Origin of the sequence: Escherichia sp. WS1152, from assembly GCF_046487665.1 — a bacterium.
Taxonomy (GTDB): domain Bacteria; phylum Pseudomonadota; class Gammaproteobacteria; order Enterobacterales; family Enterobacteriaceae; genus Escherichia; species Escherichia coli.
Map to the genome: position 1 here is coordinate 44,625 of NZ_JBJQJA010000012.1, position 18,642 is coordinate 63,266.

19 protein-coding genes and 1 pseudogene are annotated in these 18,642 nt (G+C 49.5%); 15 read left to right on the forward strand and 5 right to left on the reverse strand.

Going from position 1 to position 18,642, the window contains the following annotated elements; translation table 11 throughout:
* The first annotated feature begins 49 nt into the window (after window positions 1-49).
* Both ubiC and ubiA read left to right on the forward strand, forming a co-directional pair.
* The gene (ubiC, locus tag ACJHW7_RS17760) at window positions 50-547 is read left to right on the forward strand and encodes a chorismate lyase (protein ID WP_001308201.1); all 498 of its coding nucleotides are present in this window, start codon (window positions 50-52) and stop codon (window positions 545-547) included.
* A 12-nt stretch (window positions 548-559) separates the two neighbouring features.
* Window positions 560-1,432, forward strand: coding sequence for a 4-hydroxybenzoate octaprenyltransferase (ubiA, locus tag ACJHW7_RS17765; RefSeq protein ID WP_410233568.1), 873 nt, complete (start codon window positions 560-562; stop codon window positions 1,430-1,432).
* A 154-nt stretch (window positions 1,433-1,586) separates the two neighbouring features.
* Here ubiA and plsB read toward each other — a convergent pair whose 3' ends face one another.
* On the reverse strand, window positions 1,587-4,010 hold the full coding sequence (plsB, locus tag ACJHW7_RS17770) for a glycerol-3-phosphate 1-O-acyltransferase PlsB (protein ID WP_021557423.1): 2,424 nt from the start codon (window positions 4,008-4,010) through the stop codon (window positions 1,587-1,589).
* Window positions 4,011-4,180: 170 nt separating this feature from the next.
* On the opposite strand from plsB, the gene dgkA reads away from it, so the two are divergent.
* The 4 genes from dgkA (at window position 4,181) to ACJHW7_RS17790 (ending at window position 6,990) form a co-directional block, all read left to right on the forward strand.
* Entirely contained in the window at window positions 4,181-4,549 is a 369-nt protein-coding gene (dgkA, locus tag ACJHW7_RS17775) for a diacylglycerol kinase (protein ID WP_000002907.1), read from the forward strand.
* Window positions 4,550-4,658: 109 nt separating this feature from the next.
* Window positions 4,659-5,267 (forward strand): transcriptional repressor LexA, encoded by a 609-nt coding sequence (gene lexA, locus ACJHW7_RS17780; protein WP_000646078.1) that lies wholly within the window; start codon window positions 4,659-4,661, stop codon window positions 5,265-5,267.
* Between the two features lie 72 nt (window positions 5,268-5,339).
* A complete protein-coding gene (gene dinF, locus ACJHW7_RS17785) occupies window positions 5,340-6,665 on the forward strand; it encodes an MATE family efflux transporter DinF (RefSeq protein WP_001351388.1) in 1,326 nt (441 codons plus the stop codon).
* A gap of 115 nt (window positions 6,666-6,780) precedes the next feature.
* A complete protein-coding gene (locus ACJHW7_RS17790) occupies window positions 6,781-6,990 on the forward strand; it encodes a CsbD family protein (RefSeq protein WP_001030593.1) in 210 nt (69 codons plus the stop codon).
* Window positions 6,991-7,031: 41 nt separating this feature from the next.
* On the opposite strand, the gene zur is transcribed toward ACJHW7_RS17790, so the two are convergent.
* Window positions 7,032-7,547, reverse strand: coding sequence for a zinc uptake transcriptional repressor Zur (gene zur, locus ACJHW7_RS17795; RefSeq protein ID WP_001295691.1), 516 nt, complete (start codon window positions 7,545-7,547; stop codon window positions 7,032-7,034).
* A gap of 318 nt (window positions 7,548-7,865) precedes the next feature.
* Between zur and ACJHW7_RS17800 the strand changes: the two genes are divergently transcribed.
* The 3 genes from ACJHW7_RS17800 to pspG all read left to right on the forward strand — a co-directional run bounded on the left by ACJHW7_RS17800 (window position 7,866) and on the right by pspG (window position 10,664).
* Complete coding sequence (locus ACJHW7_RS17800) at window positions 7,866-8,888, forward strand: DUF2713 family protein (RefSeq protein ID WP_021557424.1); 1,023 nt, start codon at window positions 7,866-7,868, stop codon at window positions 8,886-8,888.
* Between the two features lie 362 nt (window positions 8,889-9,250).
* Window positions 9,251-10,288 carry a tRNA dihydrouridine(20/20a) synthase DusA gene (gene dusA / locus ACJHW7_RS17805; RefSeq protein WP_072847832.1) on the forward strand — a complete coding sequence of 346 codons (1,038 nt, stop codon included), beginning with the start codon at window positions 9,251-9,253 and terminating at the stop codon, window positions 10,286-10,288.
* Between the two features lie 133 nt (window positions 10,289-10,421).
* On the forward strand, window positions 10,422-10,664 hold the full coding sequence (gene pspG, locus ACJHW7_RS17810; RefSeq protein WP_000891404.1) for an envelope stress response protein PspG: 243 nt from the start codon (window positions 10,422-10,424) through the stop codon (window positions 10,662-10,664).
* Between the two features lie 165 nt (window positions 10,665-10,829).
* On the opposite strand, the gene ACJHW7_RS17815 is transcribed toward pspG, so the two are convergent.
* On the reverse strand, window positions 10,830-11,813 hold the full coding sequence (locus tag ACJHW7_RS17815) for a quinone oxidoreductase (protein ID WP_021557430.1): 984 nt from the start codon (window positions 11,811-11,813) through the stop codon (window positions 10,830-10,832).
* Between the two features lie 82 nt (window positions 11,814-11,895).
* On the opposite strand from ACJHW7_RS17815, the gene dnaB reads away from it, so the two are divergent.
* The 3 genes from dnaB to tyrB all read left to right on the forward strand — a co-directional run bounded on the left by dnaB (window position 11,896) and on the right by tyrB (window position 15,889).
* Window positions 11,896-13,311 (forward strand): replicative DNA helicase, encoded by a 1,416-nt coding sequence (gene dnaB, locus ACJHW7_RS17820; protein WP_000918363.1) that lies wholly within the window; start codon window positions 11,896-11,898, stop codon window positions 13,309-13,311.
* Between the two features lie 52 nt (window positions 13,312-13,363).
* A complete protein-coding gene (gene alr / locus ACJHW7_RS17825; protein WP_021557431.1) occupies window positions 13,364-14,443 on the forward strand; it encodes an alanine racemase in 1,080 nt (359 codons plus the stop codon).
* 252 nt (window positions 14,444-14,695) lie between these two features.
* Window positions 14,696-15,889, forward strand: coding sequence for an aromatic amino acid transaminase (gene tyrB / locus ACJHW7_RS17830; RefSeq protein ID WP_000486960.1), 1,194 nt, complete (start codon window positions 14,696-14,698; stop codon window positions 15,887-15,889).
* A gap of 223 nt (window positions 15,890-16,112) precedes the next feature.
* On the opposite strand, the gene ACJHW7_RS17835 is transcribed toward tyrB, so the two are convergent.
* Both ACJHW7_RS17835 and ACJHW7_RS17840 read right to left on the reverse strand, forming a co-directional pair.
* Window positions 16,113-16,364, reverse strand: a complete 252-nt coding sequence (locus ACJHW7_RS17835) for a hypothetical protein (protein ID WP_122986486.1) — start codon at window positions 16,362-16,364, stop codon at window positions 16,113-16,115.
* A gap of 29 nt (window positions 16,365-16,393) precedes the next feature.
* Window positions 16,394-16,616: pseudogene (locus tag ACJHW7_RS17840) on the reverse strand (hypothetical protein).
* A gap of 417 nt (window positions 16,617-17,033) precedes the next feature.
* Between ACJHW7_RS17840 and aphA the strand changes: the two are divergent.
* The 3 genes from aphA to ACJHW7_RS17855 all read left to right on the forward strand — a co-directional run bounded on the left by aphA (window position 17,034) and on the right by ACJHW7_RS17855 (window position 18,634).
* Window positions 17,034-17,747, forward strand: coding sequence for an acid phosphatase AphA (gene aphA / locus ACJHW7_RS17845; RefSeq protein WP_001226928.1), 714 nt, complete (start codon window positions 17,034-17,036; stop codon window positions 17,745-17,747).
* Window positions 17,748-17,857: 110 nt separating this feature from the next.
* On the forward strand, window positions 17,858-18,274 hold the full coding sequence (locus ACJHW7_RS17850) for a secondary thiamine-phosphate synthase enzyme YjbQ (protein ID WP_000270372.1): 417 nt from the start codon (window positions 17,858-17,860) through the stop codon (window positions 18,272-18,274).
* A 3-nt stretch (window positions 18,275-18,277) separates the two neighbouring features.
* The gene (locus tag ACJHW7_RS17855; RefSeq protein ID WP_000155657.1) at window positions 18,278-18,634 is read left to right on the forward strand and encodes an MmcQ/YjbR family DNA-binding protein; all 357 of its coding nucleotides are present in this window, start codon (window positions 18,278-18,280) and stop codon (window positions 18,632-18,634) included.
* Window positions 18,635-18,642: the final 8 nt, after the last annotated feature.

Below are 18,642 nucleotides of genomic sequence, written 5' to 3' on the forward strand. Positions count from 1 at the left end.
CACTTTTCTGCGATACAATGCCTTTACGTTATGTAACGGAGAGTTCGGCATGTCACACCCCGCGTTAACGCAACTGCGTGCGCTGCGCTATTTTACAGAGATCCCTGCCCTGGATCCGCAACTGCTCGACTGGCTGTTGCTGGAAGATTCCATGACAAAACGTTTTGAACAGCAGGGAAAAACGGTGAGCGTGACGATGATCCGCGAAGGGTTTGTCGAGCAGAATGAAATCCCCGAAGAACTGCCGCTGCTGCCGAAAGAGTCTCGTTACTGGTTACGTGAAATTTTGTTATGTGCCGATGGTGAACCGTGGCTTGCCGGTCGTACCGTCGTTCCTGTGTCAACGTTAAGCGGGCCGGAGCTGGCGTTACAAAAATTGGGTAAAACGCCGTTAGGACGCTATCTGTTCACATCATCGACATTAACCCGGGACTTTATTGAGATAGGCCGTGATGCCGGACTGTGGGGGCGACGTTCCCGCCTGCGATTAAGCGGTAAACCGCTGTTGCTAACAGAACTGTTTTTACCGGCGTCACCGTTGTACTAAGAGGAAAAAAATATGGAGTGGAGTCTGACGCAGAATAAGCTGCTGGCGTTTCATCGCTTAATGCGTACGGATAAGCCAATTGGCGCGTTACTGCTGCTCTGGCCAACATTATGGGCGTTGTGGGTGGCGACACCGGGCGTTCCCCAGCTCTGGATCCTGGCGGTGTTTGTCGCGGGTGTCTGGCTGATGCGCGCTGCCGGATGTGTGGTGAATGATTATGCTGACCGCAAGTTTGATGGTCATGTTAAGCGCACGGCGAACCGACCGCTTCCCAGCGGCGCGGTAACAGAGAAAGAGGCGCGCGCGCTGTTTGTAGTGCTGGTACTGATTTCGTTTTTACTGGTGCTGACGCTGAATACGATGACCATTCTGTTGTCGATTGCCGCGCTAGCGCTGGCGTGGGTGTACCCGTTTATGAAGCAGTATACCCATCTACCGCAAGTGGTGCTGGGCGCGGCGTTTGGCTGGTCGATTCCAATGGCTTTTGCTGCTGTGAGTGAGTCGGTGCCATTGAGTTGCTGGTTAATGTTCCTCGCCAATATTCTCTGGGCGGTGGCTTACGACACGCAGTATGCGATGGTTGACCGTGATGATGATGTGAAGATTGGCATTAAATCCACCGCAATCCTGTTCGGCCAATACGATAAATTGATTATTGGTATTTTGCAGATTGGCGTACTGGCGCTGATGGCGATTATCGGTGAGTTAAATGGCTTAGGCTGGGGATATTACTGGTCAATTCTGGTGGCTGGCGCGCTGTTTGTTTATCAACAAAAACTGATTGCCAACCGCGAGCGCGAAGCCTGCTTTAAAGCATTTATGAATAATAACTATGTTGGTCTGGTACTGTTTTTAGGGCTGGCAATGAGTTACTGGCATTTCTGATGATGTAAAAAAGCCGGATGATCATCCGGCTTTCTTCTGGGCTGCCTGATGCGCTGCGCTTCTCAGGCCTACACAACAGATCGCAATTTATTGAATTTGCAGATCATGGAAGGCCGGATAAGGCGTTTGCGTCGCATCCGGCAATTCTCACTGATTACCCTTCGCCCTGCGTCGCACTCTCAATCGTCAAACGCACGTCTGATGTAATCAACTCCGCCAGCAACTGATAAACCTTCATCGTTTCTGCCGGTTCGGCATCGCCGCTATCGCTGATATACCCTTCATCACGCAGCGTCAGCACCAGAGAACTGAACACCGCCTTGTCGAAGAATTCCGGCGCGTTGATGCCGTGCAGCACGGAGAGACGTTGCGCGACGGTGCGGCTCTCTTTCTCCAGCGTACCGCGGTTGATCGACGGGTTGGCGCTCAACAGCCAGAAGGTGATGGCATAACGTTGCAGCGTTTCGCGCGCGCCTGCGGCCAGCAGCTGTAGCGTGCGAGAATGCGCCGGGTTGATATGCAACTCATCATCTTGCAGGGTAATCAGCCCCTGACGTTGCATCTCATTTGCCAGCGCATCAATAACGTCCGGCAACTCGTCGCGTTCCCAGCGCAGGAACAGCTCCGCTTTCAGCATTGGGTAAAGCACATTGACGTGCTCCATCAATACGTCGCGGGAGATGTGGCGATGCTGGGTGACAATTGCCGCCATCAGCGAAGGTAGCACCAACATATGCGCAATGTTGTTGCGATAGTAGGTCATCAGCACCGCTTGCTCGCGCGGCAGAATGATGATGTCGCCGATAGTGTCTTTCTCAACTTCAAACTTGTTCATTTGCAGCGCGTGATCGATAAGCTCGCTGGCGCTGGCTGAAGGAACGGTAGAGTCCGTGGAGTAAGGCACGTTGCGCATCAGATCCAGGTAGCAGTTGAGTTGCTCGGTTAACTGCTCGCGGGTGAGTGAGCGCTGACGTGACGCCAGAAGCGCAGTACAACACAGGTTCATGGCGTTTGCCGCGCCTGCGTTGTTAATGCGTACCATCAGATCGGCAGCAATATTATTGACCGTCGGCGTTAACCATGCCGGACGCACCGCTTCGATGGGATCGATAGATTCACGCCAGTCTGGTACGTGCTGGTTAAGGTAGGTCATCAACGGCATTGGTTCACCGAAATTGACGTAACCCTGGCCGAGATTACGCAGCTTGCTTAAACCGCGCAGCATCTGCGGCAGGCTCTCTTTCTCTTTCGTCGCGCCGCGCAGTTCTTTGGCGTAAGTACCCACTTCCATGACGTGCTCATAACCGATATAGATCGGAATCAGCGTAATCGGACGCGTGCCGCCACGCAGCATCGCCTGAATGGTCATCGACAGCGTACCGGTTTTCGGATCCAGCAAACGCCCCGTACGGGAACGACCGCCTTCCACGAAGTACTCGACGGAATAACCACGGCTGAACAGTTCGCCGAGATACTCACGGAAAACGGTGGAATAGAGCTTATTGCCTTTAAATGTACGGCGAATAAAGAACGCCCCCAGACGGCGGAAAATCGGCCCGGCAGGCCAGAAATTCAGGTTGATCCCGGCGGCGATATGCGGCGGCACCAGCCCCTGGTGGTACAGCACGTAAGAAAGCAGCAGGTAGTCCATGTGGCTGCGGTGGCAAGGCACATATACCAGCTCATGACCGTCGTGGGCCAGCTGGCGAACGCGCTCGGCGTTATGGACGTTGATGCCCTGGTAAAGGCGGTTCCAGGTAAAGCCCAGAATACGGTCAGTCAGGCGGATCATCTCGTAAGAGAAATTCGCCGCAATCTCTTCCATCAGCGCAATCGCGTTCTGCTGCGCTTTTTCATGGGAGATTTTTTTGCTGCGCGCTTCATCTTCTACCGCTTTGGCAATGGCGCGGGAGGCGAGCAGCTTATTAAACAGATCCTGACGAGCAGGCAGACGTGGTCCTACGGCAGCCAGACGTTGACGGGCAAAGTGCATACGCGCCACGCGCGCCAGTTTCTGCGCGATAGTTTTATCCGTGCCGTGTTCATCCGCCATACGGCGCAGCGAAACTGACGGCGAGAAACGCACAAAACTGTCGCGACCGAGCCACAGTACAGCGAAAAATTTCTGTACGCCGTTAAGCATACGCAGCGGCGGGTTCACTTCGCCTTTTTCACGCCCTGGCGCGCGACCAAACATCACCGATACTGGCACCATCTGCACATCCAGATTTGGGTTGCTACGGTGCAAATCGAGATAGTCGTGGAACAGCTTAATAGACTCTTCTTTCGGCGTGTAATAGGTGAATACACGCGGCCCGCCGTGAATGAACACATAGCGCGGCAGTAGCGTGCCGTCGATTTCCAGCGGCTCTAACGGGTCAGGCAGGTCATGTGCCAGACACTGGGCGCGCAACGTCAGCAAGTCTGCTTTCGAGTTGTACGGTAAAACGTACATAATTGGACGAGAGGTATCCAGCCCCAGTTCCGGGGCAGGATCTGCCGGAATAGACTTGCTTTTTACCAGGATGCTTAATGGTAAATTCAGTAATTTGTAGTAAATTCGTGGCCAGCCGGACATAAACGATGTAAAGCCTCTGGTTAATAATGCAAATGCGCGGCAAGGATAGCAGAAAGTCATGGGAAATTCTGTGGTATCCGCTCATGTTTCGCGCGGCGTTACGCAAACCCGAATCATCGGATTTAACGGTACACTGATATTGACGCTCATAATGTAAAAAGGTTCTTTCAATGGCCAATAATACCACTGGATTCACCCGAATTATCAAAGCTGCTGGCTATTCCTGGAAAGGTTTACGCGCTGCATGGATCAACGAAGCGGCATTCCGTCAGGAAGGCGTAGCGGTATTGTTGGCGGTGGTCATCGCCTGCTGGCTGGATGTGGACGCGATTACCCGCGTGCTGCTTATCAGCTCCGTCATGCTGGTGATGATTGTGGAAATCCTCAATAGCGCCATCGAAGCAGTGGTTGACCGAATTGGCTCTGAATACCATGAGCTTTCCGGACGCGCAAAAGATATGGGATCCGCCGCGGTGCTGATTGCCATTATCGTCGCCGTGATTACCTGGTGCATTCTGTTATGGTCGCATTTTGGATAACCCTTCCAGAATTCGATAAATCTCTGGTTTATTGTGCAGTTTATGGTTCCAAAATCGCCTTTTGCTGTATATACTCACAGCATAACTGTATATACACCCAGGGGGCGGAATGAAAGCGTTAACGGCCAGGCAACAAGAGGTGTTTGATCTCATCCGTGATCACATCAGCCAGACAGGTATGCCGCCGACGCGTGCGGAAATCGCGCAGCGTTTGGGGTTCCGTTCCCCAAACGCGGCTGAAGAACATCTGAAGGCGCTGGCACGCAAAGGCGTTATTGAAATTGTTTCCGGCGCATCACGCGGGATTCGTCTGTTGCAGGAAGAGGAAGAAGGGTTGCCGCTGGTAGGTCGTGTGGCTGCCGGTGAACCGCTTCTGGCGCAGCAGCATATTGAAGGTCATTATCAGGTCGATCCTTCCTTGTTCAAGCCGAATGCTGATTTCCTGCTGCGCGTCAGCGGGATGTCGATGAAAGATATCGGCATTATGGATGGCGACTTGCTGGCAGTGCATAAAACTCAGGATGTACGTAACGGTCAGGTCGTTGTCGCACGTATTGATGACGAAGTTACCGTTAAACGCCTGAAAAAACAGGGCAATAAAGTCGAACTGTTGCCAGAAAATAGCGAGTTTAAACCAATTGTCGTTGACCTTCGTCAGCAGAGCTTCACCATTGAAGGGCTGGCGGTTGGAGTTATTCGCAACGGCGACTGGCTGTAACATATCTCTGAGACCGCGATGCCGCCTGGCGTCGCGGTTTGTTTTTCATCTCTCTTCATCAGGCTTGTCTGCATGGCATTCCTCACTTCATCTGATAAAGCACTTTGGCATCTCGCCTTACCCATGATTTTCTCCAATATCACCGTTCCGTTGCTGGGACTGGTCGATACGGCGGTTATTGGTCATCTTGATAGTCCGGTTTATTTGGGCGGCGTGGCGGTTGGTGCAACGGCGACCAGCTTTCTCTTTATGCTGTTGCTGTTTTTACGCATGAGCACCACCGGGCTGACTGCGCAGGCTTATGGTGCCAAAAATCCTCAGGCATTAGCCCGTGCGCTGGTGCAACCGTTGCTGTTGGCGTTGGGGGCTGGGGCGTTAATTGCGCTGTTGCGTACGCCGATTATCGATCTGGCGCTGCATATTGTTGGCGGTAGTGAAGCGGTCCTGGAACAGGCGCGGCGCTTTCTTGAAATCCGCTGGTTAAGCGCTCCGGCGTCGCTGGCGAATCTGGTATTACTCGGTTGGTTACTCGGCGTGCAATATGCCCGTGCGCCAGTAATTTTGTTAGTGGTCGGCAATATCCTCAACATTGTGCTGGATGTCTGGCTGGTGATGGGGCTGCATATGAACGTGCAGGGTGCGGCGCTGGCGACGGTTATTGCGGAATATGCAACATTGCTGATTGGTCTGCTAATGGTGCGTAAGATCCTCAAACTACGCGGAATCTCCGGCGAAATGCTGAAAGCTGCCTGGCGAGGAAACTTCCGTCGCTTGCTGGCGCTTAACCGCGATATCATGCTGCGCTCGCTGTTGTTGCAACTCTGTTTCGGCGCGATCACCGTACTTGGTGCGCGACTGGGGAGTGACATTATCGCTGTTAACGCGGTTCTGATGACGCTACTCACCTTTACCGCCTATGCGCTGGATGGTTTTGCCTACGCGGTTGAAGCACATTCCGGTCAGGCATACGGTGCGCGCGACGGTAGCCAGTTGCTGGATGTCTGGCGGGCAGCGTGCCGCCAGTCGGGGATCGTAGCGTTACTGTTTTCGGTGGTTTATTTGCTGGCAGGGGAACACATCATTGCGTTGCTGACGTCGTTAACCCAGATTCAGCAGCTGGCCGACCGCTATCTTATCTGGCAGGTGATTTTGCCGTTGGTCGGCGTCTGGTGTTATCTGCTGGACGGCATGTTTATAGGCGCAACGCGTGCCGCCGAAATGCGTAACAGTATGGCGGTGGCCGCCGCAGGTTTTGCGCTGACGCTCCTTACGCTGCCGTGGCTGGGTAATCATGGTTTGTGGTTGGCGTTAACCGTCTTTCTGGCGTTGCGCGGGCTTTCTCTGGCAGCTATCTGGCGGCGTCACTGGCGCAACGGTACCTGGTTTGCCGCAACGTGACGGTTAAAAATTCTGAATAAATAATCCTAAGCCAAATTGCTGACTACACTTAATCTCACGTTCAGAAGAAAAGTGAACGTACTCTCATTCACAACCTAACGATGAGGTCTTGATTATGAATAAAGATGAAGCCGGCGGTAACTGGAAACAGTTTAAAGGTAAAGTGAAAGAGCAATGGGGCAAACTGACCGATGATGATATGACGATCATTGAAGGTAAACGTGATCAACTGGTCGGTAAAATCCAGGAACGTTATGGTTATCAGAAAGATCAGGCAGAAAAAGAGGTCGTGGATTGGGAAACCCGCAATGAATATCGCTGGTAATTAATCCCTCCTGCCCGACGTGTACAAGGATGTACGCCCTCTTAACGCGGTTTCTTTTTCACCTGCACAGAGTGATCATGCTGGCACTGTTCAGGATGACGACACGCTTCCACTTCCACGCATGCCGCACAGAGCCCATGTGCTTCAATCACATTATGCCGCAGGGCAAACCCCATTTTTGCCGCCAGCGTATGCATGATGTCTTCCACGCCTTCTGCACATTCTTCTTTCACCGCGCCGCAGCGATCGCAAATAAACATAGCTGACGTATGGGTGGGCTGGTCGAACAGATGGCAGAGCACATAACTGTTGGTGGATTCCACCTTATGCACAAAACCTTGCTCAAGCAGAAAATCCAGCGCGCGATAAACCGTTGGCGGCTTGGCTTGCGGTTCAGCTTCGCGCAGCAAATCAAGCAGATCATAAGCGCTGATAGCGCCATCCTGCAGACTCATCAGGCGCAACACTTCCAGGCGCTGTGGGGTCAGGCGCACATTACGCTGCGCGCAGATTTTTTCAGCCTGCGCTAATAACTCCTGCGTTGTGGTCTTTTCCATCGGGCACCTCAAAGTGGGGGTTAAGAATGTCCTTACTTTACCATGTTCCAGGAAAAACACCGAGAACCCTTATTGTTGCCGTAATGTTGCTTTTCTGTTTTGTAGGTAAGATGTTGTGTTGCCTGGCAGTACCATTATCAACACGATAATAATTAATAATTCATTTTTAAATAAATTGCTTCAAGTTAACTCGCTATTTATTTAACCGTGGCTAATCGTATACTCGAATTTCAGAAAATTATGAGCGATTTTTGATAGTGACCGGTTCCAAAAACACTTATAAGGAGGACACGGTACGACAAAAAAGGTAGATGAATCATGTTGAAGATAATACCCGGTGCAACTGGATACTTTAATAAAACACTCAATTCAAATCAATTCGATAATAAAGATGCAACCAAAGATAAATTAGATAATATAGATGCAACCAACGATAAATTAGATAATAGAGGTACAATCAAAGATAAATTAAATAATATATATGGTAAGTCTATTGATTATTCAGCGCTGCGTCATCGGGATATAATTATTGCAAAAATAGATTTGTTTATTCAAAGAATCACTCATAATTTATGGCATGCACGTAAAAAAAATGTGTTTTTAATTGAGCAAATAACTAATCTCAAAGAGTGGGTTAATAAGTATATTGGAGATTGCACTGATGAGGAATTAAACGATCGTGAATTTATTGCATCAGTTGTTGATCGGGCTATTTTTCATTTTGCGATTAATAGTATATGTAATCCTGGGGATAATAAAGATGCGACTCCCATTGAACGATGTACTTTTGATGTAGAAACTAAGAATGGCCTTCCCTCCACGGTTCAGCTATTTTATGAGGAATCTAAGGATAATGAACCTTTAGCGAATATACATTTTCAAGCAATAGGTTCTGGTTTTTTAACGTTTGTTAATGCCTGCCAGGAACATGATGACAACAGCTTAAAATTATTTGCTTCGCTGTTAATTTCACTTTCATACTCTAGTGCCTATACAGATTTAGCAGGAGCAGAAAAAGTGAATATTAATGATAATAATGAGAACTATCTGACAGCTCAGTTTGAAAAATTATCTCAACGTGATATGAAGAAGTACCTGGGAGAGATGAAGAGTCTGGCAGATGAGGGGGGGATGAAATTTGATGACTATCTGGATAAGATGTCACTTCTGGTGAATGAAGGAAAGCTCGAGCCTGATATTTTAAGCAAAATGCGAGATGCTGCACCGAAATTAATTGACTTTGCTAAGTCGTTTGACCCAAACTCAAAGGAAAAGATTAAAATACTTACAGATACTTCTAATTTAATTTATGATTTATTCGGGGTTAAATCGGGGAAATAATATGTGAGGTTCTTCGATAGTATGGAAGGCATTATATAAAAGGCCCCAATGCTTATTGGGTTCTTTTTTTCTCTATCAGTGCTATTAGCAGGGAGAGATATCACCGGAGTTTAATGTGTGATTTTTATTTATCGTCGAACCTGGATTGTTTATCATTGGCCTTAACAAAGCTAACGGCTAATAAGATTATTTCCATCACTTCGTGAGAGCTTCATGCCTTGAGAGGATCTCAATTTTCTTTTGCAATGAGACAGGCGCTTCCTGTTGTTATGGTATAGTACCCCGCTATTGAGCCTCCTGAACAGTGATGCTGAATAACATAACTCAATGATATATCGATAAAATAATCTCTACATTTGAAAATGCACGGTAATTCTGAAATGCAAAAAATCAACCAAACCAGCGCAATGCCTGAAAAAACTGACGTTCACTGGAGTGGTCGGTTTAGCGTTGCACCAATGCTCGACTGGACGGACAGACATTGCCGCTATTTCTTGCGTCTGCTTTCCCGCAATACGTTGCTGTATACCGAAATGGTGACCACAGGGGCGATTATTCACGGTAAAGGTGATTATCTGGCGTACAGTGAAGAAGAACATCCGGTAGCGTTGCAACTGGGCGGTAGCGATCCGGCGGCGCTGGCACAGTGTGCGAAGCTGGCAGAAGCGCGCGGATATGATGAGATCAACCTGAATGTCGGCTGCCCGTCTGACCGGGTGCAGAACGGCATGTTTGGTGCGTGTCTGATGGGTAATGCGCAGCTGGTTGCCGACTGCGTGAAAGCGATGCGCGATGTGGTGTCGATTCCGGTGACGGTGAAAACGCGTATTGGCATCGATGACCAGGACAGCTATGAATTTCTCTGCGATTTCATCAACACCGTTTCCGGCAAAGGCGAGTGTGAGATGTTCATCATCCATGCACGTAAAGCCTGGCTTTCGGGGTTAAGCCCGAAAGAAAACCGTGAAATCCCGCCGCTCGATTATCCGCGTGTGTATCAACTGAAGCGTGACTTTCCGCATCTGACAATGTCCATTAACGGTGGCATCAAGTCGCTGGAAGAAGCTAAAGCGCATTTGCAACATATGGATGGCGTGATGGTCGGGCGCGAGGCGTATCAGAATCCGGGTATTCTGGCGGCGGTAGACCGGGAGATCTTTGGTTCCTCGGATACCGATGCCGATCCGGTGGCGGTAGTGCGCGCCATGTATCCGTACATTGAGTGTGAACTCAGCCAGGGGACGTATCTCGGTCATATTACCCGGCATATGCTGGGCTTGTTCCAGGGTATTCCTGGCGCGCGGCAGTGGCGGCGTTATTTAAGTGAAAATGCCCATAAAGCGGGTGCTGACATTAACGTGCTGGAACACGCGCTCAAACTGGTGGCGGATAAGCGTTAACTTTTCACCAAAAAGTAGTCAAATTCACCACGCCCTGCGCAAATTCGCGGGGCGTTTTGCTGTTAAATCAATAGATTATTTTTGGCATGATTCTTGTAATGCCTGCAAGAGATTTCATATTTGGGAGAGCATCATGCTGGAACTACTTTTTGTGATTGGCTTTTTTGTCATGCTGATGGTCACCGGCGTTTCGTTGCTGGGCATTATCGCCGCGCTGGTTGTGGCGACGGCCATTATGTTCCTCGGCGGTATGCTGGCATTGATGATTAAGTTGCTGCCGTGGTTACTCCTGGCGATTGCGGTGGTGTGGGTTATTAAGGCGATTAAAGCACCAAAAGTGCCTAAATATCAGCGTTATGACCGCTGGCGTTACTAAGGGATTGTGCGGATGATCACAACCTAAGGTTTTATCCTTAGAACAAAATAGGAATTGATAATCAAATCTGTCACTATTGCGCCTCTAACAGATTCATCGTGCTGTACCCTACATACAGCCGAACTATAAAAAGAAAGGGCTTCCCAGGTGGAAGCCCTATTTCTTTTATGGAATCAACAGGCTGGAACCTTGCGTCGCCCGGCTTTCCAGAACCTCATGCGCACGCTGCGCATCCTTCAGCGGATATTTCTGCTGCTCGGCGACATCGACCTTAATCACACCGCTGGCAATCAAAGAGAACAGTTCATTACTGGCCTCGGTTAATTCCTCCCGCGTGGTGATATAGCCTTGCAGGGAAGGGCGTGTCACATACAACGAGCCTTTCTGATTGAGAATGCCTAAGTTCACACCGGTAACCGCACCTGATGAGTTGCCAAAACTCACCATTAAGCCGCGGCGTTGCAGGCAATCCAGCGACCGTTCCCAGGTGTCTCTGCCCACGGAATCGTACACTACGCGCACTTTCTTACCACCGGTGATCTCTTTTAACCGCTCGACCAGATTCTCTTCACGATAGTTAATAACCTGCCACGCGCCCGCTTTTAGCGCGCTCTGCGCTTTTTGCGCAGTTCCTACGGTGCCGATAAGTTTCGCGCCCAGGGCTTTTGCCCACTGGCAGGCAATCAAGCCAACGCCGCCAGCTGCTGCGTGGAACAGGAACTGCTCATCGGGTTTAATTTCATAGGTTTTGCGCAGCAGATAATAAACCGTTAAGCCTTTCAGGAAGGATGCCGCAGCTTGCTCAAAAGAAATTGCCGCAGGCAGAATCGCCGCTTTATCCGCAATAATGTTATGCACAGAGCTGTAAGCGCCTAACGCCGACTGCGCATAGACTACACGATCGCCTGCCTTAATATGCTTTACACCACTGCCGACTTTACTCACGATGCCTGCCGCTTCGGTACCTAATCCGCTGGGTAGCGATGGCGGCGGGTAAAGGCCGCTGCGGATATATGTGTCGATAAAATTGATGCCGATGGCTTTATTTTCGACCTGGATTTCATTCTCCGCCGGATCGGCAGGAGTGAACTCTACGGCTTGAAGTACTTCCGGGCCACCGTGCTTGTGAAATTCAATTCGTGTTGCCATGTGTCCTCCAGAACGTATCGTCAGGGTCTGCTTCATATGGTAAAGTTTCGACCCATTCTTTATCTCGGTAACTCCATTCACTATGGCAGGAAATAAACCCTTCAACAAACAGCAGGCTGAACCCCGCGAACGCGATCCACAAGTTGCCGGGCTGAAAGTGCCTCCGCACTCGATCGAAGCGGAGCAGTCGGTGTTGGGCGGTTTAATGCTGGATAACGAACGCTGGGATGATGTAGCCGAGCGTGTGGTAGCAGACGATTTTTACACCCGCCCACACCGTCATATCTTTACTGAAATGGCGCGTTTGCAGGAAAGCGGTAGTCCTATCGATCTGATTACTCTTGCGGAATCGCTGGAACGCCAGGGGCAACTCGATAGCGTCGGTGGTTTTGCTTATCTGGCAGAGCTGTCAAAAAATACGCCAAGTGCGGCGAACATCAGTGCCTATGCGGACATCGTGCGTGAACGTGCCGTTGTCCGTGAGATGATCTCGGTTGCGAATGAGATTGCCGAAGCCGGTTTTGATCCGCAGGGGCGTACCAGCGAAGATCTGCTGGATCTGGCTGAATCCCGCGTCTTTAAAATTGCCGAAAGTCGTGCGAACAAAGACGAAGGGCCGAAGAACATCGCCGATGTGCTCGACGCAACCGTGGCGCGTATTGAGCAGTTGTTTCAGCAGCCACACGATGGCGTTACCGGGGTAAACACCGGTTATGACGATCTCAACAAAAAAACCGCTGGCTTGCAGCCGTCGGATTTGATCATCGTCGCCGCGCGTCCGTCGATGGGTAAAACAACATTTGCGATGAACCTCGTCGAAAACGCGGCGATGTTGCAGGATAAACCGGTACTTATCTTCTCGCTGGAGATGCCATCAGAACAGATCATGATGCGTTCTCTGGCGTCGCTGTCGCGCGTTGACCAGACTAAAATCCGTACCGGGCAGCTCGATGACGAAGACTGGGCGCGCATTTCCGGCACCATGGGTATTTTGCTCGAAAAACGCAATATCTATATCGATGACTCCTCCGGCCTGACGCCAACGGAAGTGCGTTCCCGCGCACGCCGTATTGCCCGTGAACACGGCGGCATCGGGCTTATCATGATCGACTACCTGCAACTGATGCGCGTACCGGCGCTTTCCGATAACCGTACGCTGGAAATTGCAGAAATCTCCCGCTCGCTGAAAGCACTGGCGAAAGAACTGAACGTGCCGGTGGTGGCGCTGTCCCAGTTGAACCGTTCTCTGGAACAACGTGCCGACAAACGCCCGGTCAACTCCGACCTGCGTGAATCTGGCTCTATCGAGCAGGATGCGGACTTGATCATGTTTATCTATCGTGATGAGGTGTATCACGAAAACAGTGATTTAAAAGGCATCGCGGAAATTATTATCGGTAAACAACGTAACGGCCCAATCGGGACGGTACGCCTGACCTTTAACGGTCAATGGTCGCGCTTCGACAACTATGCGGGGCCGCAGTACGACGACGAATAATAATTATTTTATGAATTAGGTAATTAAAGCAAACACTTATCAAGGAACACAAATGCAAGCGGCAACTGTTGTGATTAACCGCCGCGCTCTGCGACACAACCTGCAACGTCTTCGTGAACTGGCTCCTGCCAGTAAAATGGTTGCGGTGGTGAAAGCGAACGCTTATGGTCACGGTCTTCTTGAGACCGCGCGAACGCTCCCCGATGCTGACGCCTTTGGCGTAGCCCGTCTCGAAGAAGCTCTGCGACTGCGTGCGGGGGGAATCACCAAACCTGTACTGTTACTCGAAGGCTTTTTTGATGCCAGAGATCTGCCGACGATTTCTGCGCAACATTTTCATACCGCCGTGCATAACGAAGAACAGCTGGCTGCGCTGGAAGAGGCTAGCCTGGACGAGCCGGTTACCGTCTGGATGAAACTCGATACCGGTATGCACCGTCTGGGCGTAAGGCCGGAACAGGCTGAGGCGTTTTATCATCGCCTGACCCAGTGCAAAAACGTTCGTCAGCCGGTGAATATCGTCAGCCATTTTGCGCGCGCGGATGAACCAAAATGTGGCGCAACCGAGAAACAACTCGCTATCTTTAATACCTTTTGCGAAGGCAAACCAGGTCAACGTTCCATTGCCGCGTCGGGTGGCATTCTGCTGTGGCCACAGTCGCATTTTGACTGGGTGCGCCCGGGCATCATTCTTTATGGCGTCTCGCCGCTGGAAGATCGCTCCACCGGTGCCGATTTTGGCTGTCAGCCAGTGATGTCACTAACCTCCAGCCTGATTGCCGTGCGTGAGCATAAAGTCGGAGAGCCTGTCGGTTATGGTGGAACCTGGGTAAGCGAACGTGATACCCGCCTTGGCGTAGTCGCGATGGGCTATGGCGATGGTTATCCGCGCGCCGCGCCGTCCGGTACGCCAGTGCTGGTGAACGGTCGCGAAGTGCCGATTGTCGGGCGCGTGGCGATGGATATGATCTGCTTAGACTTAGGTCCACAGGCACAGGATAAAGCCGGGGACCCGGTCATTTTGTGGGGTGAAGGTTTGCCCGTAGAACGTATCGCTGAAATGACGAAAGTAAGCGCTTACGAACTTATTACGCGCCTGACTTCAAGGGTCGCGATGAAATACGTGGATTAATCGTTCTGTAATATTTGATTGTCTGTGCCGGATGCGGCGTGAATGCCTTATCCGGCCAATAAAATCCTACCAATTCAATAAGTTGATATTCTTTCATGCTCTTATAAAGGTCGTACCTCTGGCGGATGTACGTTTGTCATGAGTCTCACTCTGTTGCTAATTGCCGTTCGCCCCTGAACATCCACTCGATCTTCGCCTTCTTCCGGTTTATTGTGTTTTAACCACCTGCCCGTAAACCTGGAGAACCATCGCGTGTTTCAAAAAGTTGACGCCTACGCTGGCGACCCGATTCTTACGCTTATGGAGCGTTTTAAAGAAGACCCTCGCAGCGACAAAGTGAATTTAAGTATCGGTCTGTACTACAACGAAGACGGAATTATTCCACAATTGAAAGCCGTGGCTGATGCAGAAGCGCGCCTGAATGCGGTGCCTCATGGCGCTTCGCTTTATTTACCGATGGAAGGGCTTAACAGCTATCGCCATGCCATTGCGCCGCTGCTGTTTGGTGCCGACCATCCGGTACTGCAACAACAGCGCGTAGCAACCATTCAAACCCTTGGCGGCTCAGGGGCATTGAAAGTGGGCGCGGATTTCCTGAAACGCTACTTTCCGGAATCAGGCGTCTGGGTCAGCGATCCTACCTGGGAAAACCACGTAGCAATATTCGCCGGGGCTGGATTCGAAGTAAGTACTTACCCCTGGTATGACGAAGCGACTAACGGCGTGCGCTTTAATGACCTGTTGGCGATGCTGAAAACATTACCTGCCCGCAGTATTGTGTTGCTGCATCCATGTTGCCACAACCCAACGGGTGCCGATCTCACTAATGACCAGTGGGATGCGGTGATTGAAATTCTCAAAGCCCGCGAGCTTATCCCATTCCTTGATATTGCCTATCAAGGATTTGGTGCCGGTATGGAAGAGGATGCCTACGCCATTCGCGCCATTGCCAGCGCTGGATTACCCGCTCTGGTGAGCAATTCGTTCTCGAAAATTTTCTCCCTTTACGGCGAGCGCGTTGGCGGACTTTCTGTTCTGTGTGAAGATGCCGAAGCTGCAGGCCGCGTACTGGGGCAATTGAAAGCAACAGTTCGCCGCAACTACTCCAGCCCGCCGAATTTTGGTGCGCAGGTGGTGGCTGCGGTGCTGAATGACGAGGCATTGAAAGCCAGCTGGCTGGCGGAAGTAGAAGAGATGCGTACTCGCATTCTGGCAATGCGTCAGGAACTGGTGAAGGTATTGAGCACAGAGATGCCAGAACGCAATTTCGATTATCTGCTTAATCAGCGCGGCATGTTCAGTTATACCGGTTTAAGTGCCGCTCAGGTTGACCGACTACGTGAAGAATTTGGTGTCTATCTCATCGCCAGCGGTCGCATGTGTGTCGCCGGGTTAAATACGGCAAATGTACAACGTGTGGCAAAGGCGTTTGCTGCGGTGATGTAATGCAGGAAAGCAGGCTGGAGTTACCCAGCCTGCAGTGAAATTAAACTGTCGTCGCTTTCACTCTTTCTTTATAGATGATTTTTTTTGATGCCATCGTTCTACGTGAGAGATAATAAACGTTGTTAGTTCTTTTATTGTTAAGTTTATCCCAATTATCTGGAATTCCTTTCCCTGTTTTTTTCGTGTGGAGTAATAATTTCTGCACATCTAACCATTATTAAATTTAATAATAAGTGCCGGGTTTGTTACGATAGAATTTTTCTATATCCTCAAGAATATGCTTTGCCTTATTGCCTGTGACTTTCTGAGATTCAATTATAGTATCGTTAAATTCTAAAGTTAAAGAGAACTCTTTTTTTCCGCTTTGTGTAAGTTTAACCTTATATTGATTACCAATATCAAATAAAAAGGTCCTGTAATGAGAATAATCACCTTTAACCTCCTCGGCAAAACAGCAAAGCGTGCAAATATACATAAAATCTTTCTTACCCCTGATTTTGTTAACTAAATCAATAAATGCGTGAAAAACTGTACTTGCAATAGAACTTGATGCTTCTTCTCCAGGTCTACAAAAATCTTTTGCAATTTTTAACTGTGTTTCTATATATAAAAAGAGATCTTTGGCATAAGAGAAATCTTTGGCATAAGAGATATCTTTGTTATTTAGTGTATCTAGCTCTACAGGTAAAGATGTCGTTTTGTTGCTATTCACATATGATATATTCATGTCATCATCTCCTTCGGGAGTAATAAAATTAGTCACCATTGTAGGGTAGGGTTCTGGTCAATCAGAAATCATCTTTATAAAAATGTTATTTTATAAACTTCGATTGTTTTTGTAATGCTGTATCATTAAGTTCATTAAATCGTACAGCAGATAAATGTTCTATCAAATTTCGCTCATTTGCCGAGGATTCATCATAATAAACGTAAAATTAATGTATCCTTACATCGAGTAATAAACATTTTTTATACAAAAAAAGACAGGAACGTATTTACTGGGTTAAATATAATCATCCTGCTTTTCATCACAAAAACCGCAGATAATCCTTCCTTTCCCCGGCTGCTGGCGTTATGGTCAGATGGTTTTTGCAACAAATCTCACAATAAAAAGTTTCAACATACTGACTATTTAGGGAAAAATATGCGCAAGATCACACAGGCAATCAGTGCCGTTTGCTTATTGTTCGCTCTAAACAGTTCCGCTGTTGCCCTGGCCTCATCTCCTTCACCGCTTAACCCTGGGACTAACGTTGCCAGGCTTGCTGAACAGGCACCAATTCATTGGGTTTCGGTCGCACAAATTGAAAATAGCCTCGCAGGGCGTCCGCCAATGGCGGTGGGGTTTGATATCGATGACACGGTACTTTTTTCCAGTCCGGGCTTCTGGCGCGGCAAAAAAACCTTCTCGCCAGAAAGCGAAGATTATCTGAAAAATCCTGTGTTCTGGGAAAAAATGAACAATGGCTGGGATGAATTCAGCATTCCAAAAGAGGTCGCTCGCCAGCTGATTGATATGCATGTACGCCGCGGTGACGCGATCTTCTTTGTGACTGGTCGTAGCCCGACGAAAACAGAAACGGTTTCAAAAACGCTGGCGGATAATTTTCATATTCCTGCCACCAATATGAATCCGGTGATCTTTGCGGGCGATAAACCAGGGCAAAATACAAAATCGCAATGGCTGCAGGATAAAAATATCCGAATTTTTTATGGCGATTCCGATAACGATATTACCGCCGCACGCGATGTCGGCGCTCGTGGTATCCGCATTCTGCGTGCCTCCAACTCTACCTACAAACCCTTGCCACAAGCGGGTGCGTTTGGTGAAGAGGTGATCGTCAATTCAGAATACTGACAGAGCGGGAGAGCGTGACACTCTCCCGAATGCTGTTTTTTTAATCACACCTTTATCCTTTCGCTGTCTTGCTGCAAACTGATTAAGAGAGTTTTATCAAGGAGCAGCACATGTGGTATCAAAAGACGCTCACGCTTAGCGCCAAATCTCGTGGGTTTCATCTGGTAACGGATGAAATTCTGAATCAGCTGGCTGATATGCCGCGCGTTAACATCGGCTTACTGCATCTGTTGCTGCAACATACCTCCGCCTCTCTGACACTTAATGAGAACTGCGATCCCACCGTACGCCACGACATGGAGCGTTTTTTCCTCCGCACCGTTCCCGACAACGGAAATTATGAGCATGACTATGAGGGAGCAGACGATATGCCTTCTCATATCAAATCCTCAATGCTGGGAACATCGCTTGTATTGCCGTTACATAAAGGGCGTATTCAGACCGGCACCTGGCAAGGCATCTGGCTGGGGGAACATCGCATCCACGGCGGATCGCGTCGCATCATCGCGACACTACAAGGGGAGTAAAAAATGACCATTTCGGAGTTGCTACAATATTGCATGGCAAAACCAGGCGCAGAACAGAGCGTGCATAACGACTGGAAAGCGACGCAGATCAAAGTGGAAGATGTACTGTTTGCGATGGTGAAAGAAGTAGAAAATCGCCCAGCTGTTTCGCTGAAAACCAGCCCGGAGCTGGCGGAGCTGCTACGTCAGCAGCACAGCGATGTGCGTCCTAGCCGCCATCTGAATAAAGCGCACTGGAGCACCGTGTATCTCGACGGTTCGCTGCCGGATTCGCAAATCTATTATCTGGTGGATGCGTCTTATCAGCAGGCAGTGAATTTACTACCGGAAGAAAAGCGTAAATTGCTGGTACAACTCTGAAAGGAAAA

Bases quoted from the DNA above. Each gene is read 5' to 3' on its own strand.
- alr (WP_021557431.1), top strand. From the start codon at position 13,364: ATGCAAGCGGCAACTGTTGTGATTAACCGCCGCGCTCTGCGACACAAC.
- aphA (WP_001226928.1), top strand. From the start codon at position 17,034: ATGCGCAAGATCACACAGGCAATCAGTGCCGTTTGCTTATTGTTCGCT.
- ACJHW7_RS17790 (WP_001030593.1), top strand. From the start codon at position 6,781: ATGAATAAAGATGAAGCCGGCGGTAACTGGAAACAGTTTAAAGGTAAA.
- ACJHW7_RS17800 (WP_021557424.1), top strand. From the start codon at position 7,866: ATGTTGAAGATAATACCCGGTGCAACTGGATACTTTAATAAAACACTC.
- dgkA (WP_000002907.1), top strand. From the start codon at position 4,181: ATGGCCAATAATACCACTGGATTCACCCGAATTATCAAAGCTGCTGGC.
- ubiA (WP_410233568.1), top strand. From the start codon at position 560: ATGGAGTGGAGTCTGACGCAGAATAAGCTGCTGGCGTTTCATCGCTTA.
- lexA (WP_000646078.1), top strand. From the start codon at position 4,659: ATGAAAGCGTTAACGGCCAGGCAACAAGAGGTGTTTGATCTCATCCGT.
- ACJHW7_RS17815 (WP_021557430.1), bottom strand. From the start codon at position 11,813: ATGGCAACACGAATTGAATTTCACAAGCACGGTGGCCCGGAAGTACTT.
- ACJHW7_RS17855 (WP_000155657.1), top strand. From the start codon at position 18,278: ATGACCATTTCGGAGTTGCTACAATATTGCATGGCAAAACCAGGCGCA.
- dinF (WP_001351388.1), top strand. From the start codon at position 5,340: ATGGCATTCCTCACTTCATCTGATAAAGCACTTTGGCATCTCGCCTTA.
- zur (WP_001295691.1), bottom strand. From the start codon at position 7,547: ATGGAAAAGACCACAACGCAGGAGTTATTAGCGCAGGCTGAAAAAATC.
- pspG (WP_000891404.1), top strand. From the start codon at position 10,422: ATGCTGGAACTACTTTTTGTGATTGGCTTTTTTGTCATGCTGATGGTC.
- ACJHW7_RS17850 (WP_000270372.1), top strand. From the start codon at position 17,858: ATGTGGTATCAAAAGACGCTCACGCTTAGCGCCAAATCTCGTGGGTTT.
- ubiC (WP_001308201.1), top strand. From the start codon at position 50: ATGTCACACCCCGCGTTAACGCAACTGCGTGCGCTGCGCTATTTTACA.
- plsB (WP_021557423.1), bottom strand. From the start codon at position 4,010: ATGTCCGGCTGGCCACGAATTTACTACAAATTACTGAATTTACCATTA.
- dnaB (WP_000918363.1), top strand. From the start codon at position 11,896: ATGGCAGGAAATAAACCCTTCAACAAACAGCAGGCTGAACCCCGCGAA.
- ACJHW7_RS17835 (WP_122986486.1), bottom strand. From the start codon at position 16,364: ATGTATATTTGCACGCTTTGCTGTTTTGCCGAGGAGGTTAAAGGTGAT.
- dusA (WP_072847832.1), top strand. From the start codon at position 9,251: ATGCACGGTAATTCTGAAATGCAAAAAATCAACCAAACCAGCGCAATG.